The sequence below is a fragment of the Streptomyces sp. NPDC002911 genome, assembly GCF_053591835.1.
In genome coordinates this window covers 130,706-146,492 of the sequence record NZ_JBSFUO010000007.1, presented here as the reverse complement: position 1 = coordinate 146,492, position 15,787 = coordinate 130,706, and the positions used below count along the sequence as shown (strand labels likewise).

12 protein-coding genes are annotated in these 15,787 nt (G+C 72.7%); 8 read left to right on the top strand and 4 right to left on the bottom strand.

Annotation, left to right across the window (positions count from 1 at the left end; all coding sequences use genetic code 11):
• Positions 1 to 38: 38 nt before the first annotated feature.
• Positions 39 to 2,600, bottom strand: a complete 2,562-nt coding sequence (gene hrpB, locus ACWD04_RS13690; protein WP_451131394.1) for an ATP-dependent helicase HrpB — start codon at positions 2,598 to 2,600, stop codon at positions 39 to 41.
• Positions 2,601 to 2,625: 25 nt separating this feature from the next.
• A complete protein-coding gene (locus tag ACWD04_RS13685; RefSeq protein WP_451131392.1) occupies positions 2,626 to 3,456 on the bottom strand; it encodes a class I SAM-dependent methyltransferase in 831 nt (276 codons plus the stop codon).
• Positions 3,457 to 3,855: 399 nt separating this feature from the next.
• Between ACWD04_RS13685 and rpsA the strand changes: the two genes are divergently transcribed.
• The 4 genes from rpsA (at position 3,856) to ACWD04_RS13665 (ending at position 8,598) form a co-directional block, all read left to right on the top strand.
• Entirely contained in the window at positions 3,856 to 5,376 is a 1,521-nt protein-coding gene (gene rpsA, locus ACWD04_RS13680; RefSeq protein WP_451131390.1) for a 30S ribosomal protein S1, read from the top strand.
• 1,195 nt (positions 5,377 to 6,571) lie between these two features.
• The gene (locus ACWD04_RS13675; RefSeq protein WP_451131388.1) at positions 6,572 to 7,510 is read left to right on the top strand and encodes a PAC2 family protein; all 939 of its coding nucleotides are present in this window, start codon (positions 6,572 to 6,574) and stop codon (positions 7,508 to 7,510) included.
• A gap of 44 nt (positions 7,511 to 7,554) precedes the next feature.
• Positions 7,555 to 8,157 carry a dephospho-CoA kinase gene (gene coaE, locus ACWD04_RS13670; RefSeq protein ID WP_451131386.1) on the top strand — a complete coding sequence of 201 codons (603 nt, stop codon included), beginning with the start codon at positions 7,555 to 7,557 and terminating at the stop codon, positions 8,155 to 8,157.
• Between the two features lie 72 nt (positions 8,158 to 8,229).
• Positions 8,230 to 8,598, top strand: a complete 369-nt coding sequence (locus tag ACWD04_RS13665; protein ID WP_356533712.1) for a tetratricopeptide repeat protein — start codon at positions 8,230 to 8,232, stop codon at positions 8,596 to 8,598.
• Positions 8,599 to 8,636: 38 nt separating this feature from the next.
• On the opposite strand, the gene ACWD04_RS13660 is transcribed toward ACWD04_RS13665, so the two are convergent.
• Positions 8,637 to 8,870, bottom strand: a complete 234-nt coding sequence (locus ACWD04_RS13660) for a DUF6343 family protein (protein ID WP_451131384.1) — start codon at positions 8,868 to 8,870, stop codon at positions 8,637 to 8,639.
• A 428-nt stretch (positions 8,871 to 9,298) separates the two neighbouring features.
• Here ACWD04_RS13660 and ACWD04_RS13655 point away from each other — a divergent pair, with 428 nt between their 5' ends.
• The gene (locus ACWD04_RS13655; protein WP_451131382.1) at positions 9,299 to 9,760 is read left to right on the top strand and encodes a DoxX family protein; all 462 of its coding nucleotides are present in this window, start codon (positions 9,299 to 9,301) and stop codon (positions 9,758 to 9,760) included.
• Here the strand turns inward: ACWD04_RS13655 and ACWD04_RS13650 are convergent.
• Positions 9,754 to 10,110: a hypothetical protein gene (locus ACWD04_RS13650; protein ID WP_451131380.1), complete on the bottom strand. Its 357-nt coding sequence runs from the start codon at positions 10,108 to 10,110 to the stop codon at positions 9,754 to 9,756. The genes ACWD04_RS13655 and ACWD04_RS13650 overlap by 7 nt on opposite strands.
• 218 nt (positions 10,111 to 10,328) lie before the next feature.
• Between ACWD04_RS13650 and ACWD04_RS13645 the strand changes: the two genes are divergently transcribed.
• The 3 genes from ACWD04_RS13645 (at position 10,329) to ACWD04_RS13635 (ending at position 15,736) form a co-directional block, all read left to right on the top strand.
• Entirely contained in the window at positions 10,329 to 11,384 is a 1,056-nt protein-coding gene (locus ACWD04_RS13645) for an SPFH domain-containing protein (protein WP_451131378.1), read from the top strand.
• Positions 11,385 to 11,507: 123 nt separating this feature from the next.
• Complete coding sequence (locus ACWD04_RS13640) at positions 11,508 to 14,462, top strand: SNF2-related protein (protein ID WP_451131376.1); 2,955 nt, start codon at positions 11,508 to 11,510, stop codon at positions 14,460 to 14,462.
• Positions 14,459 to 15,736, top strand: coding sequence for an SWIM zinc finger family protein (locus tag ACWD04_RS13635; RefSeq protein WP_451131374.1), 1,278 nt, complete (start codon positions 14,459 to 14,461; stop codon positions 15,734 to 15,736). Before ACWD04_RS13640 ends, ACWD04_RS13635 begins: the two co-directional genes overlap by 4 nt.
• Positions 15,737 to 15,787 lie beyond the last annotated feature (51 nt).

Sequence of the window (15,787 nt, the reverse complement as noted above, 5' to 3'; positions counted from 1 at the left end):
CCAGGGCGTCCGGCCCCCGCGCCGGACGCCCTGGTCCGTCAGTCCCGGCGCAGCCGTGCCGAGGTGAAGCGGGTCGCCGTCGTCGTCGTCGGGTCCTCGGGCCACGGGTGCTTCGGGTAGCGGCCGCGCAGTTCCGCCCGTACGCCCCGGTACCCCTCCCGCCAGAACGACGCCAGGTCCGCCGTCACCGCCGCCGGCCGCCCGGCGGGGGACAACAGGTGGACCAGGACGGGCACCCCGGCCACCCGGGGTGTCTCGCTCAGTCCGAAGAGCTCCTGGAGCTTCACCGCGAGCACGGGCTGCTCGCCGCCGTACTCCACACGGATCCTGGACCCGCTCGGCACAGCGATCCGCTCCGGGGCGAGCTCGTCCAGCCGGGCCGCGTCGCCCGTGGCCCACGGCAGCAGCCGCCGCAGCGCCTGCCCCGCGTCGATCCGCGCCAGGTCCGAGCGCCGCCCGGCCCGCGACAACTCGGGCTCCAGCCATTCGCCCGCGCGCTCCAGCAGTGCGTCGTCCGACACATCGGGCCACGGCGCCCCCGACACCCGGTACAGAAACGCGAGCCGCGACCGCAACTGCTCGCTGTCCCGGGTCCACCGCAGCAGCCCCGGCCCCTCGCGGCGCAGTCCCTCCAGCAGCGCCCCGCGCACCAGTTCCGGGGCCGGCCGGCGCAGCGCGCGTACCGACAGCTCGACGGCCCCGAGGCGTTCCACGGAACGCGCGACCACGTCACCGTCCGCCCAGTGGACCTCCTCGCCGGAGAACCGGAGATGTCCGGCGGCCAGCCGTGCCGTGTCCTCGTCGACGACGGCCCCCAGCCGCACCCGGGCCGACGCGGCATGGGAGGGCCGGTCGGCGACCGCGACCGCGATCCACGGTGCGCTGCGCAGCCGGGAGCCGTCCCGCAGCTCCGCGCCCGTGCCCGACACCATGAGGAACGCACCCTCTCCCCGGGCCCGCGCCACTCGCTCCGGAAACGCCAGCGCCGCCACCAGTCCCACGGCGGCGTCGTCCGGGCCGGTGACCGCGTCCTTCGAGGTGCCGGACGCCGAGGTGCCGGACGCCGAGGAGCCGGAGGCCGAGGAGCGGGACTGCGCGGAGCCGAGGGACTGCGAGAGCCGCCGCACCTCCTGACGCCAGCGTGCCGCGTAACCGTCCCCGCCGCGGCGTGCCGTACGCAGTGCGTGCGTCAGGTCGTCGCCGTACTCCCGTGGCGGTTCCTCGCTCAACAGCGCGACCACTTCCGCGGCCCGGTGCCCACCGACCTCGCCCGCGCCGTCCAGGAGGGCACGGGCCAGCCGGGGGTGCAGGCCGAGCCGGGACATCCGTATGCCCCGGCTCGTCGCGCGTCCCGTGGCGTCCACCGCGCCGACCGCCGTCAGCACCTCCCGTGCAGCGCCCATGGCGCCGGCGGGCGGCGGATCCAGCAGCGCGAGGCCGGAGGCGTCCGGTTCGCCCCAGCACGCCGCCTGCAGCGCGAACGCCGCGAGGTCGGCCACCTTGATCTCGGGGGAGGGAAACGCGGGGAGGCGCCCGTCCTCGGCCTGCTCCCAGCAGCGGTACACCGCGCCCGGGGCCTCACGCCCCGCGCGGCCCGCGCGCTGACGTCCCGCGGCCCGCGACGCCCGTACGGTGGTCAGGGCGCCGAGCCCCCGTGCGTGGTCGGTACGCGGCTCCCTGGCGAGGCCGGAATCCACGACGGTCCGCACCCCGGGCACCGTCAGTGACGACTCCGCCACCGACGTCGCCAGTACCACCCGACGCCCGCCCGACGGCCCGGCCAGCACCGCTTCCTGGACGGCCGCCGCGGCGCGCCCGTGTACCTGGAGCACCTCGGCGCCCACGCCCGCGAGCTGTCCGGCCACCCGGCCGATCTCCCCGACACCGGGCAGGAAGCACAGCACGTCACCGTCCCGTTCGGCGAGGGCCCGGCGCACCACCGAGGCCACATGCGTCAGCAGCGCCGGGTCCACCCGCATCCCGTGCGGCGGCCGAACGGGACCGGCCGGCGGCGCCCACACGACCTCGACCGGATGGGACACGCCCTGCGCCTCGACCACGGGAGCGTCGCCCAGCAGCCGCGCCCAGCCCGCGGCGTCCGTCGTCGCCGACGCCGCCACCAGACGCAGATCGGGCCTGATCGTCCCCCGTACGTCGAGGAGGAACGCCGCTGCCGTGTCCGCGTCCAGATGGCGCTCGTGGCACTCGTCGATGATCACCACGTCGACCCCGGCCAGTTCCTGGTCGCGCTGCAGCCGCTGGAGCAGCACCCCGGTGGTCACGACCTCCACCACGGTGTCCGGGCCCACGGTCCGCTCGCCGCGCACCGTGAACCCGACCCGTCCGCCGGTCCGCTCGCCGAGCAGCCACGCCATCCGCCGGGCAGCGGCCCGGGCCGCGATCCGGCGGGGCTCGGCGACGAGTACGCGACGCGGCGGGCCGCCGCCGGTCAGCCCCGCGAGCACCAGGGGCACGAGGGTCGTCTTGCCGGTCCCGGGCGGTGCGCAGAGCACCGCGGCCCCCCGCTCGTCGAGCGCCCGCTCCAGGGCGGGCACAGCGGTGCGTACGGGCAACTGGTCCAAGGCGTCGGTACGGATCACGCCCCCAGTGTCGTACGCCGGTCTCTCACGAGGGGCGGTGGTCCCGTTCGCAGACGAAGATCGCGGTCCCGGGGATCAGGTGGCCGCGCAGCGGGGACCAGCCGCCCCACTCCTGGTCGTTCCAGTTTGGCCACTCCGGCTCCACGAGATCGACCAGCCGGAAGCCGCCCGCGACCACGTCCCGCACCCGGTCGCCCAGCGTCCTGTGATGTTCCACGTACACCGCGTCGCCGTGCTCGTCCTGCTCCACGTACGGCACGCGGTCGAAGTAGGAGGCAGACACGGAGAGGCCCTCGGGCCCCGGCTCGTCGGGGAACGCCCAGCGGATCGGGTGGGTCACCGAGAAGACCCAGCGGCCTCCGGGCCGCAGCACCCGGTGCACCTCGCGGAACACTTGGACCGGGTCGGCGACGAAGGGCACCGCGCCGTAGGCGGAGCACGCCAGGTCGAAGGAGCCGTCCCGGAAGGGGAGCCTTCCGGCGTCGGCCTCCACGAGGGGGACACCGCCGCCGATGCGCAGGGCGTGCTGGAGCTGGCGGTGGGAGAGGTCCAGGGCCACCGGCCGGGCGCCCCGGGCGGCGAGCCAGCGCGAGCACTGGGCGGCCCCGGCCCCGATCTCCAGGACGTCCAGCCCCTCGAGGTCCGCGGCCGGGCCCAGCAGGGCGGCCTCGGCCTCGTCCAGCCCCTCCGGCCCCCAGATGAAGCGGTCGTCCCCGAGGAACGCCCCGTGGTCGCTCTGGTACTCGTCGGCGTTCCGGTCCCACCAGCCGCGGCTCGCCCGGCTGCTCTCCCTCTCGCCGGCTTCCCGCCGGGTCGCTTCGGGTTCGGACTCGGACTCGTGGATCTCTTGGCTCATCGTGCCCGTCGTTGTAGTTTGCCTTCACCCGCCTCGCGCGGGTGCCTCGACGGGCCGTACGGGTGAGTACGGCCCGTGCGTGCGCGACACACCGTTCTTGCCGATGTGGCCTCGGTGAACGTGAGTTGTGCCGGGATCGGGGTGTTGTGCCCCGGGTGTGCGTCTTCGTGCATTGACCCTGTCCGGCTGCCCCCGTATGCTACAAGTTGCGCTGCGAGCCTGCGCGCTTCAGACCTAGCAGGCCGCGCTCGCGTCTGTTGCATGTCCCCTCGGTTGTCGAGGGCGCCTTCCGGTTAACGGATCGGTGCTTTCCAGGCTGTCCGGCTTCTGCAGAGGCGATACGGGTTCTCGGCGTGGCATTACCTACGACTCTCTGTCCGTACCGGAGCCCTTTCCCACATGACGAGCAGCACCGAGACCACCGCCACCACTCCGCAGGTTGCGGTCAACGACATCGGCGACGCGGACGCGTTCCTCGCGGCGATCGACGAGACGATCAAGTACTTCAACGACGGCGACATCGTTGACGGAGTCATCGTCAAGGTTGACCGTGACGAGGTTCTCCTCGACATCGGTTACAAGACCGAAGGTGTCATCCCGAGCCGCGAGCTCTCGATCAAGCACGACGTCGACCCGAACGAGGTCGTCAAGGTCGGCGACGAGATCGAGGCCCTGGTTCTCCAGAAGGAGGACAAGGAAGGCCGCCTGATCCTCTCGAAGAAGCGCGCTCAGTACGAGCGTGCCTGGGGCACCATCGAGAAGATCAAGGAAGAAGACGGCATCGTCACCGGTACCGTCATCGAGGTCGTCAAGGGTGGTCTCATCCTCGACATCGGCCTCCGTGGCTTCCTCCCGGCGTCGCTCGTCGAGATGCGTCGTGTCCGCGACCTCCAGCCCTACGTGGGCAAGGAGCTCGAGGCCAAGATCATCGAGCTGGACAAGAACCGCAACAACGTGGTCCTGTCCCGCCGTGCCTGGCTCGAGCAGACCCAGTCCGAGGTCCGTCAGACGTTCCTCACGACCCTGCAGAAGGGTCAGGTCCGCTCCGGCGTCGTCTCCTCGATCGTCAACTTCGGTGCCTTCGTGGACCTGGGTGGCGTCGACGGTCTCGTGCACGTCTCCGAGCTGTCCTGGAAGCACATCGACCACCCCTCCGAGGTTGTCGAGGTCGGCCAGGAAGTCACCGTCGAGGTTCTCGACGTCGACATGGACCGCGAGCGCGTCTCGCTGTCGCTCAAGGCGACGCAGGAAGACCCGTGGCAGCAGTTCGCCCGTACGCACCAGATCGGGCAGGTCGTTCCCGGTAAGGTCACCAAGCTCGTTCCGTTCGGTGCGTTCGTGCGCGTCGACGAGGGCATCGAGGGTCTGGTCCACATCTCCGAGCTGGCCGAGCGCCACGTGGAGATCCCGGAGCAGGTCGTCCAGGTCAACGACGAGATCTTCGTCAAGGTCATCGACATCGACCTCGAGCGCCGTCGCATCAGCCTCTCGCTGAAGCAGGCCAACGAGGCCTTCGGCGGCGACCCGGCCTCGGTCGAGTTCGACCCGACGCTGTACGGCATGGCCGCGTCGTACGACGACCAGGGCAACTACATCTACCCCGAGGGCTTCGACCCCGAGACCAACGACTGGCTCGAGGGCTTCGAGGCGCAGCGCGAGGTCTGGGAGACGCAGTACGCCGAGGCGCAGCAGCGCTTCGAGCAGCACCAGGCCCAGGTCATCAAGTCCCGCGAGGCCGACGAGGCTGCCGCTGCCGAGGGCGCTGCTGCCCCGGCCGGCGCTGCCCCGGCTGCCTCCGGCGGCAGCGGTGGTGGCGGTGGCGGTTCGTACTCCTCGGAGTCCGCGGACAACTCCGGCGCCCTGGCGTCGGACGAGGCCCTGGCTGCGCTGCGCGAGAAGCTGGCCGGCGGCCAGAGCTGACGCTCTGACCCCAGCCGCTCATCGGCTGTAGAGCTGTAGGTGAGGCCCGTCCCCTTCGGGGGGCGGGCCTCACCGGTTTCCGGACGCGGGTCTCGGTGCTTCACGGGGATGTTCGTCAGTCCTTGCCACCGGTGACCGTGTTGCCGGTGCAGGTGCCGTCTGCGAGCCGGATCGTGTCGCCCGGAGCTGCGGCGCGAGTGCCGACGTGAGCTGGACCGCGGTGCTCACGTCGATGGCCGAGGCGGCACGCGCCGTGCCGGCCGTGGCGAGAGGCAGGGCGCCGGTGGCGAGTGCGGCGGTCAGCAGGGCGGGGTTCGGTGTGCGGGTGCGGGATGGGGTGCCTGCCCGTCGAAGGGGTCGGACGATCCCGTACGGGTAGGGCGTGGGCATGTCAAGGTCTGGACCGACGTGCGCCTGGCGCTGCCGAACAGGGGAAACGTGGGTGATGCACGAATGCTGACGGTCCGTAACGCGCGTTTGTCAGGATTCGCGCAACCTCGGGACCACCAGGGGAGCCAGGCAACGACCCACACGTCGAACACCTCGCGCGTCTCACCGGACTCTCCCGTGGCGGCGGGCCCCAGCCGCCGGAGCTTTCCGCGCAAGGTGGGTTTCACCGCCGGCGCCGGCGCCATGTTCGCTGTCATGGGGGCGTTCGGCCTCACCCTCACCGCCCGGGCCCGGGCCGTGAACCCGCCTTTCCGGGCGCTGAGCCCGGGGGCCGGTACCCGTGGGACGGTCACCCCGGCGAACGCGGCACCATCATCGGGTACGGCGACACCGGGTCGAACGCCGCCGCGTACGCTGCCCTCGCACCGCGCGAGAGGGAGGCGCGGGCCGTCGCCCAGGGCGTGAAGGCCCACGGCGACACGGACCGTACGGAACCCGCCACGTCGTTCACCCGCCACTGGCGCCGGGCCGCGTACCTGGCGGCGTCCTGGCACTTCCTGTCCGGCGGGCCCGGCGCCCCCGCCTTCGCGCCGCTCAACAGCCCCGCTGGACACGGGTACTTCGCCGGTGACCACCTCGGCATACCGACGCCCGGCAGGTTGGGGCGTTCACCTCGGCGCGGAAGCTGTGACGGCACTGCGCGGCCGGGTCCTCGCACAACCACGAGCGAAACGGCGCGAGCGAGCGGGAATGCCATGGGCCGGCGGGGTGTTCTTGTCCACGAACACGAGGAGGAGCGGTAACCGTGCCTGATCCGCAGAGTTTGTACGAATGGGAGCCGAAGGGCCTGGCCGTCGTCGACATGGCGCTCGCCCAGGAGTCGGCAGGCCTGGTCATGCTCTATCACTTCGACGGGTACATCGACGCGGGTGAGACCGGCGAGCAGATCGTCGACGGCCTGCTCGAGACGCTGCCGCACCAGACCGTGGCCCGCTTCGATCACGACCGGCTCGTCGACTACCGGGCGCGACGTCCTCTGCTGACGTTCAGGCGCGACCGTTATACGGCGTTCGAGTCGCCCACCCTGGAGGTGAAGGTCGTCCAGGACGCCACGGGTACCCCCTTCCTCCTCCTCTCCGGACCGGAGCCCGACGTCGAGTGGGAGAGGTTCGCCGCCGCTGTGGAACAGATCGTGGAGAGGCTCGGTGTCCGCCTCGCGGTCAGCTTCCACGGCATCCCCATGGGCGTCCCCCACACCCGCCCGGTCGGCCTCACTCCGCACGGCAATCGCACCGACCTGATGCCCGGACACCGCAGCCCCTTCGACGAGGCGCAGGTCCCCGGTTCCGCCGAGGCGCTCGTGGAATACCGGCTGATGGAGGCCGGGCACGACGCCCTCGGCGTCGCCGCCCATGTGCCGCACTACGTCGCCAGGTCCGCCTACCCGGACGCCGCGCTCACCGCCCTGGAGGCGATCACCGCGGCGACCGGACTGGTCCTGCCGAGCGTCGCGCACACCCTGCGCACCGAGGCGCACCGCACCCAGACGGAGATCGACCGGCAGGTCGGTCAGGGCGACGAGGAGCTCGTCTCGCTCGTCGAGGGGTTGGAGCACCAGTACGACGCGGTCGCGGGGTCCGAGACCCGGGGCAACCTGGTCGCGGAGCCGGTCGATCTGCCGTCGGCGGACGAGATCGGCCTGGAGTTCGAACGCTTCCTCGCGGAACGTGAGGGCGATTCCTGAGGGGAACCTCCGGCCGTTCCCTGCCACGGCACTAGGCTCGGCGCATGCTGAAAGTAGGCCTGACCGGCGGGATCGGCGCCGGCAAGAGCGAAGTGTCACGGCTGCTCGCACGCTACGGAGCCGTACTGATCGACGCGGACCGGATCGCCCGCGAGGTCGTCGAGCCCGGTACCCCTGGGCTGACGGCCGTCGCCGAGGCCTTCGGCCCAGGAATCCTCGCCCCCGACGGCTCCCTGGACCGGCCGGCACTCGGCTCGATCGTCTTCGCCGACCCGGAACGCCTGGCCACGCTCAACGCCATCGTCCACCCGCTCGTCGGGGCACGTTCCGCCGAGCTGGAGCGGGCCGCCGCGACCGGCACGGTCGTCGTCCACGACGTCCCGCTGCTCACGGAGAACGGGCTCGCCCCGCAGTACGACCTGGTCGTGGTCGTGGACGCGAAGCCCGGGACGCAGCTCGACAGGCTCGTACGGCTGCGCGGTATGACGGAGTCCGATGCCCGCGCCCGGATGGCGGCGCAGGCCACGCGCGAGGCGCGGCTGGCCGTCGCGGATCTCGTCGTCGACAACGACGGACCGCTGGAGGACCTGGAACCCCAGGTCCGTGCGGTCTGGTCGGAGCTCACCGCACGGGCCGCCACCGGCTGACCCGGCGCCTGGCCGGAATACGGGTGCCCGGCCGGATGTTGCAGAGCGGAAGGTGAAGGGAAGGATACGACCGTGCCCGAGAGTAACCCGGAAACACATGTCATCGATTTCCGTGCGGCGGAGCAACTGCTCGCCGCACGGGACCCGCGGGGTGCCGTCAAGCTGCTCGACTCGGTGATAGCCGCCCACCCGGAGAACACGGCGGCCCGGCTGCTGCGTGCCCGGGCCTTCTTCGCCGCCGCCCAACTGCGCCCGGCCGAGCTCGAATTCGAGCTGGTCCTGGAGCGCGAGCCGGACAACGCCTTCGCTCACTTCGCCCTGGCCCGCACCTTCCAGCGCGCCGGCCGGCCCGAACAGGCCACCCGCCACTTCCGGCTGGCCGCCGCGCTCGACCCGAAGCCGGAGTACCTGCGGGCCGCCCGCTTCGATGACCGGCCCTGACGGTGCCGGGGGGCTGGCCCCGCTGTCCGCTCCGGGACTCAGCGGCCGTAGCCGCCCCGCCCGCCGCGGTCGGGTTCGTACGGCGGGATGTCCCGGCCCGGCTGATAGTGCGGTCCCTGCCGCAGGTGGTGAACGACGACGCACAGGTCCATGACTGTGACCAGCAGCAGCACCCCGCATGCCGTCGCCCATCCGACGCGTCCGGTCGCTACGAAGGCCACCAGGCCGAGCAGGGCCCAGAGCATGCCCCACAGACTCAGCCAGAGTCGCATCCGCAGGGGGCTCCGTGCGGTGGACGGTTCACTTCCGGTACGCATCACCATCGCCTCTTCTCCAGCATGACCCCGCGGTGCGGCGTACGGAAACCGGCGGGCGGACGACCGGCGGGCGGACGAGGGGGAGCGGACGAGGGGGAGCGGCCTGTGGTCACGACGCACCAGGGGACATGCGCCGCGGGAAACGCCGCCGTGGGGTGCCCGCGTCGCCCGCCGGTGCAGGCTGCTGGGCGGTGCGGTCGCAGCGCCCGGGTACCTGGCCGGCCCCATCTCGAGCGGCCCTGCAAGAAGGCGAATCGGGGGCCGTGGGGCGATGAGTTCCGGAGCCCGGCGCGGTCTACCTCTCTGTGAGCGCCGGAAGCGTGGTGGCAGGAGCACCCCGCACCCGGCGCACGTCACCCACGACGCCCACCGAGGAGACCCACATGTCCAGAACCGCCGGCCCCGCCTCGCTCACCGTGCCGAGCACCCCCGCCGCGCCGCGCGGACGGGTGGCCTCCGTCGCGCTGACCGGGGCCCGCGTCGTCCTCGCGCTGTTCCTCGGCTTCAGCGCGGTGGCCAAGCTCGTCGCCCATGCCTCGGCCGTCGAGTCCTTCGACCGGATGGGCTGGGGCAGCGGCGCGATGTACACGATCGGCGGCCTGGAACTGGCGGGTGCGGTGGCCCTGCTGATCCCGCTGCTCGCGGGGGTGGCTGCCATCGCCCTCGTCGGGCTGCTGGCCGGCGCGTCCGTCGTCCAGCTGACGCTGCTCGACCCCCCGAACGCGGTCATGCCCGCCCTGCTCGTCGTCCTGGTCGCCTTCATCGCCCGGGACCGGCGGGAGCGCACCGCTCAGCTGTTCTCGCTGCTCCGCGGGCGCGGGCGTGCGCCCCGCGCCGGTCAGTGAACGAACCGGTAGCTGCGCCAGGGCAGGGCGCGCGCGGCGTTGGTGTCGGTGAACGTGGTGGCCACGTAGGCCGTCTCGCGGCCGGAGCAGTCGCGGGTGGTGTAAAGGATCATGTCGACCAGCGTCCGGTTGTCGACCTTGCCCGCACCGGCGGGCTCCATCGTGTGGCAGCCCTTCACCGACGGGCGGTGCACGGTGACGACCTCGTCCTGTGCGGTGGTGTAGGAGACCGGCCCCACCGCCGTGCGACCGAGGCCGGAGCAGCCCGTAGCGGCCAGGGTGAGCAGGGCGGCACCGGCGGCCATGCCGGCACGTCGGCGGAGAAGGCTGGGGGGCGCGGTTACGGACATGGCGGGTCCTCGTCTGCTCGTCCGGCTCATCGGTACGTCACAGAGACGTGCTGGCGCTGGCCACCCTGCCCGGTCCCCCGGGCGCCGGCATCCGGTACGCGGCCGGCCGGGGCCACGGACACCCGGTCGGAGGTTCAAGGGTGTGCGAATGGGGCATATCGTGGTAATAGAGTGTGATGGGCGGGTACGGAAACGTACCCCGGAGGCAGGGGGCCGTGATGGTCCAGGAGCTGTTGATCGCATTGGTGGCAGTGCTCTCGGGTGGCCTGTTGTACGCCATGGCCGCGGCCCGGGTGGTCAAGCAGTACGAACGGGGCGTGGTGCTCCGGCTGGGCAGGCTCCACGACGCGGTGCGCCCACCGGGCTTCACCATGATCGTCCCGGGCGTGGACCGGCTCCGCAAGGTCAACATGCAGATCGTGACGATGCCTGTCCCGGCCCAGGACGGGATCACCCGGGACAACGTCACCGTGCGGGTGGACGCCGTCATCTACTTCAAGGTGGTGGACCCGGCGAGCGCCGTGATCCAGGTGGAGGACTACCGGTTCGCCGTCTCCCAGATGGCGCAGACCTCCCTCCGGTCGATCATCGGCAAGAGCGACCTGGACGATCTGCTGTCCGACCGCGAGAAGCTGAACCAAGGACTGGAACTGATGATCGACAGCCCGGCGGTGGGCTGGGGCGTGCAGATCGACCGGGTCGAGATCAAGGACGTCTCCCTGCCGGAGACGATGAAGCGGTCCATGGCCCGGCAGGCCGAGGCCGACCGGGAAAGGCGTGCGAGGGTCATCAACGCGGACGCGGAGCTGCAGGCGTCGAAGAAGCTCGCCCAGGCGGCGCAGCAGATGTCCACCCAGCCGGCGGCGCTCCAACTGCGGCTGCTGCAGACGGTGGTCGCGGTCGCGGCCGAGAAGAATTCCACGCTGGTTCTGCCCTTCCCGGTGGAGCTGCTCCGCTTCCTGGAGCGCGCGCAGCAGGGGCCGCAACCGCAGTCGCCCGTCGCGGCGGGGCAGTCGCAGGGCACGCCCGGGCAATCTGATTCCGGCCGGCCGGTGGACCCGTCGCCTGCGGATCCGCCGACTCCGGGCCCGTCCCTCGTGGACCCGTCGGTCACGGAGCAGACCTTCACGGACCAGCCGCTCCCGGACGAGCCTCTCGTGGGTGCGGACCCGGAGCCGGACGGGGCGCCGGAGTCCGGTCCGGAGATGCTCCCGGAGCCCGGTCCGGAACGGCCGTCCGACCGGCGGCGCAGCAAGTCCTTCACCCGGCACTGACCCGGTTGTCCGCCCGCTCCACCTGTGGAAGCACGGCCGGGGCGGGCGCTGTCACACCACCCGCCTAGACTCCCGAAGACAGGAGAAGTGCGAGAGGACCGAGGCAGGAGGGGGGCGGTGGGCATGACGCGGCTGACACAGGACGCCATCGCCGACCGGCTGTCGCGGTGCGCCGCGGTCTTCCTTCCGGGAGCGCTGCCCCGGGACGGCCGGATCGCCTTCTGGGATCCCGAAGGGACCGTCGGCCTCGCAGGCCGCGACGCGATGTTCCCTGACGCGGTGGTTCCCGCCGCCGGGGTCTCCCCTTCCGGCGTGGGCGCCACGGGCGCCGGGCAGCCGTACACCCTCACCGAACTCACGGTCGTCGTCCGGCACGACGCGGACGGCGCCCGTGCCCGCACCGTGCCCGCCGTGGTGCTTCCCCTCGCGGACGCGGTGCCCCTGCTCGCGCGCGCCCGGTACCGCGCCGTGGCCCATCCCGCCACCTGCGCGTGGGGGGCCGCGGCCCTGCACGCCCTCACCCTCGTCGCACGTGGCAGACTCCTGCCCGGGCTGACGGCCGGTGACCACGACGCCTGGCGGGCCGGACCGCGCGACGCGGAGGACATCGCCCACCTGCGGGCCGTCGCCGCCTCGATGCCGCCAGAGGGACACGCTGTCCCGCTGGACGGCACGCCGCTGCGTGTCCCCGAAGCCCGTGCGCTGCTGGGCGCGTTCCTCGACGCCGTGGCCGACACCTTGCCCAGGACGCCCGCGGCCGCCCACGCCATGGGAGCGCCGTTCGCCGCCCGCGAGGCACAGCACCTGCCGGACGCCCGGGCCTGGGCCGTCGAGGTGGCCGCCGGGCTCGACGCGGGGGTGCGGATCTCGCTCCGGCTCGACCTCTCCGCGTACGACCTCTTCGACTCCTCCGGCGCCACCGGGGAAGCGGAGGGGGACGAGGGCTCACCCGGCACTCAGGCCGCCACGCGCCATGCCGCCGCGGCCGTCACTCAGGTGCACAGCCTGGCCGACCCGACGTACGTCACCGACGCGGCCACGCTGTGGAGCGGCGGGGCGGGCGAGCCCTTCGGGCCGCGAGCACGGATCGACGCCGTGCTCGCGCTGCGCCGCGCCGCCCGCGTCTGGCCGCCGCTGGAGCGGCTGCTGGACCAGCCTGTCCCCGACGTGCTCGCCGTCACCGAGGACGAGCTCTACGAGCTGATCGGCGCGGCCGGAGCCCGGCTCGCCGCGGCAGGGGTGGCGGTCCACTGGCCCCGGGAGCTCGCTCGCTCACTCACGGCGACAGCCGTCGTCCGGCCCGCGCCCGGTTCGGCCACCGACGGCACCTCCTTCTTCGACGCCGAGCAGCTCTTCGCGTTCAACTGGCAGCTCTCCCTGGGCGACGACCGGCTCACCGAGGCGGAGATGGACACCCTGGCCGAGGCGCACCGGCCGGTGGTGAGGCTGCGCGACCAATGGGTGGTCGTGGATCCCGCGCTCGTCCGCAAGGCGCGCAAGCGCGAGCTCGGTCTCCTGGAACCGGTGGACGCGCTCGCCGTCGCCCTCACCGGCAGCGCCGAGATCGACGGTGAACAGGTCGAAGCCGTGCCGGCCGGTGCCCTCGCCGCGCTCCGCGCGCGCATCCTGGACGAGGACGCGATCCTCCCCGCGCCGCCCGGTCTCGACGCGACCCTCCGCGACTACCAGCTCCGCGGCCTGGCCTGGCTGGACCGCATGACGTCGCTCGGCCTCGGCGGCTGTCTCGCCGACGACATGGGCCTGGGCAAGACCATCACCGTCATCGCGCTCCATCTGCACCGCGCCCACGCGGCCCCCACTCTGGTCGTCTGTCCCGCCTCCCTCCTCGGTAACTGGCATCGCGAGATCAACCGCTTCGCACCCGGCGTCCCCGTCCGCCGCTTCCACGGCACCGACCGCACCCTCGGGGGCTCCGACGGCGGCTTCGTCCTCACGACCTACGGCACGATGCGCTCCAGCGCGGAGCAGCTCGCCGGGCACATCTGGGGACTGGTCGTCGCCGACGAGGCACAGCACGTCAAGAACCCGCACTCCTCGACGGCCAGAGCGCTGCGCAGCATCCCCGCCCCGGCCCGGGTCGCCCTGACCGGCACCCCCGTCGAGAACAATCTCTCCGAGCTGTGGGCGCTGCTCGACTGGACGACCCCCGGTCTGCTCGGCCCGCTCAAGGCGTTCCGCGCGCGGCACGCCCGGATCGTCGAGAACACCGGCACCGCCGCCGGCCTGGGCAACGAAGAGGCGGTCGAGCGGCTGTCCCGCCTGGTCCGGCCCTTCCTGCTGCGCCGCAAGAAGTCCGACCCGGGCATCGCGCCCGAGCTGCCGCCCAAGACGGAGACCGATCACCCCGTCTTCCTCACCCGGGAGCAGGCCACGCTCTACGAGGCGGCCGTCCGCGAGACGATGGCGTTCATCGAGCAGTCGGAGGGCATCGCCCGGCGCGGACTGATCATGAAGCTGCTGGGTTCGCTCAAGCAGATCTGCAACCACCCCGCGCAGTATCTGAAGGAGGAGCCGACCCGGCTCACGGGGCGCTCCGGCAAGCTCGCCCTGCTCGACGAGCTCCTCGACACGATCCTTTCCGAGGACGCCTCCGTCCTGATCTTCACCCAGTACGTCTCGATGGCCCGGCTCCTCTCCGCCCACCTCGCCTCGCGCGCCATCCCCAGTCAGCTGCTGCACGGCGGCACGCCGGTGCCCGAGCGGGAGCGGATGGTGGACGGTTTCCAGTCCGGCGAGGTCCCTGTCTTCCTGCTCTCCCTCAAGGCGGCGGGTACGGGACTGAATCTCACCCGGGCCGCCCATGTGATCCATTACGACCGCTGGTGGAACCCGGCGGTCGAGGAGCAGGCCACCGACCGTGCGTACCGCATCGGCCAGACCCAGCCCGTGCAGGTGCACCGGCTGATCGCCGAGGGCACCGTCGAGGACAGGATCAGCGAACTCCTGGAGTCCAAGCGGGCCCTCGCCGACGCGGTGCTCGGTTCCGGCGAGGCCGCCCTGACCGAGCTCAGCGACCGTGACCTGGCCGACCTCGTCTCCCTCCGGAGGACGTCATGAGCCCCGGTGCGAGCCCCGCGGCCCGCCCGGGCCCCGACGACCTGCGGCGCACCTTCGAAGCGGTGCCCGCCCGTGCCTCCGACGCGGAAGGGCCCTTCGCGGACAGCTGGTGGGGCCGGGCCTGGGTGGACGCCCTGGAATCCCTGTCGATGGACGAGGGGCGCCTTGCCCGCGGCCGTACGTACGCCGACGGCGGCCATGTCGCGGCGGTCACCGTCACCCCCGGCCGGGTCATCGCCTACGTCCACGGCAGCCGCCCCCGCCCCTACCGCGCGGAGCTACGCCTGCGTACGTTCTCGGCGTCCGACTGGGACACGTTCCTGGACGCCGTCGCCGCCCGGCCGGGGCACCTGTCCGCTCTCCTCGACAAGGAGATGCCGCACTCCCTGGTCGACACGGCGGGCGAGGCCGGCATACGTCTGCTGCCCGCCGCCGGCGATCTGGACCCCGACTGCTCCTGCCCGGACCGGGGCTGGCCCTGCAAGCACGTGGCGGCGCTCTGCTTCCAGACGGCACGGCTCCTGGACAGCGACCCGTTCGTCCTCCTGCTGATGCGCGGCCGGGGTGAGCGTGAGCTCCTCGACGAGCTGGGCCGCCGCAACGCCGAGCACTCGGCGCGCGAGCGCCCCGAGACCCTCGCGATGCCCTCGGTCGCGGCCGTCGAGGCGCTGGCCGACCGCTTCCTGCCGCCGCTGCCCGCGCCCCTGCCCGTTCCGCCGCACCCCGGCGAACCGCCTTCCTACCCGGAGCTTCCCCGCGCCCGCGACCCGCTGGGCCTCGATCACCTCGCCACGGACGCGGCGGCGCGCGCCCATGCGCTGCTCACCACCGGGGAGGACCCGCTCGCCGGGCTCAGCACCTGGCAGGACGCCGTACGGATCGCCGCGTCCCGCCCCACCGCCGGGCTCACCGCCACGACCCGGGCTCTCTACCGCGAGCTGGCCTTCGCCACCGGCCACAGCACCACGGACCTGGCCCGGGCCGTCGCCGCCTGGCGGCAGGGCGGGGCGGAGGGCCTGGAAGTGCTGGAAACCCCGTGGGACCCTCCGGCAGGCCCGTTCGACCGGGCACGGCCGGCCCTCGCGGCGGCCGAATTCCCGCGTTTCCAGCCCTGGCGCAACCACCTGACCAACTCCGGGGGCACCCTGCAGCTCCGCTTCGGCCACGACAGCCGTTGGTACGGCTACGAATCCGACCCGGGCGAGGACGACTGGTGGCCCCGCGCCACGCCGGACCCCGACCCGGTCGTCGCCCTCACGGCGCTGCGGGGCTGACGCTCCGAAGTGGCGTACGGCCGCACCCATGTCGATGGCTCTCCCTGATCG

Excerpts from the sequence above, each read along its gene's own strand:
- ACWD04_RS13635 (WP_451131374.1), top strand. The coding sequence starts at position 14,459 with ATGAGCCCCGGTGCGAGCCCCGCGGCCCGCCCGGGCCCCGACGACCTG.
- ACWD04_RS13645 (WP_451131378.1), top strand. The coding sequence starts at position 10,329 with ATGGTCCAGGAGCTGTTGATCGCATTGGTGGCAGTGCTCTCGGGTGGC.
- ACWD04_RS13640 (WP_451131376.1), top strand. The coding sequence starts at position 11,508 with ATGACGCGGCTGACACAGGACGCCATCGCCGACCGGCTGTCGCGGTGC.
- rpsA (WP_451131390.1), top strand. The coding sequence starts at position 3,856 with ATGACGAGCAGCACCGAGACCACCGCCACCACTCCGCAGGTTGCGGTC.
- ACWD04_RS13685 (WP_451131392.1), bottom strand. The coding sequence starts at position 3,456 with ATGAGCCAAGAGATCCACGAGTCCGAGTCCGAACCCGAAGCGACCCGG.
- ACWD04_RS13655 (WP_451131382.1), top strand. The coding sequence starts at position 9,299 with ATGTCCAGAACCGCCGGCCCCGCCTCGCTCACCGTGCCGAGCACCCCC.
- ACWD04_RS13650 (WP_451131380.1), bottom strand. The coding sequence starts at position 10,110 with ATGTCCGTAACCGCGCCCCCCAGCCTTCTCCGCCGACGTGCCGGCATG.
- coaE (WP_451131386.1), top strand. The coding sequence starts at position 7,555 with ATGCTGAAAGTAGGCCTGACCGGCGGGATCGGCGCCGGCAAGAGCGAA.
- ACWD04_RS13660 (WP_451131384.1), bottom strand. The coding sequence starts at position 8,870 with ATGCGACTCTGGCTGAGTCTGTGGGGCATGCTCTGGGCCCTGCTCGGC.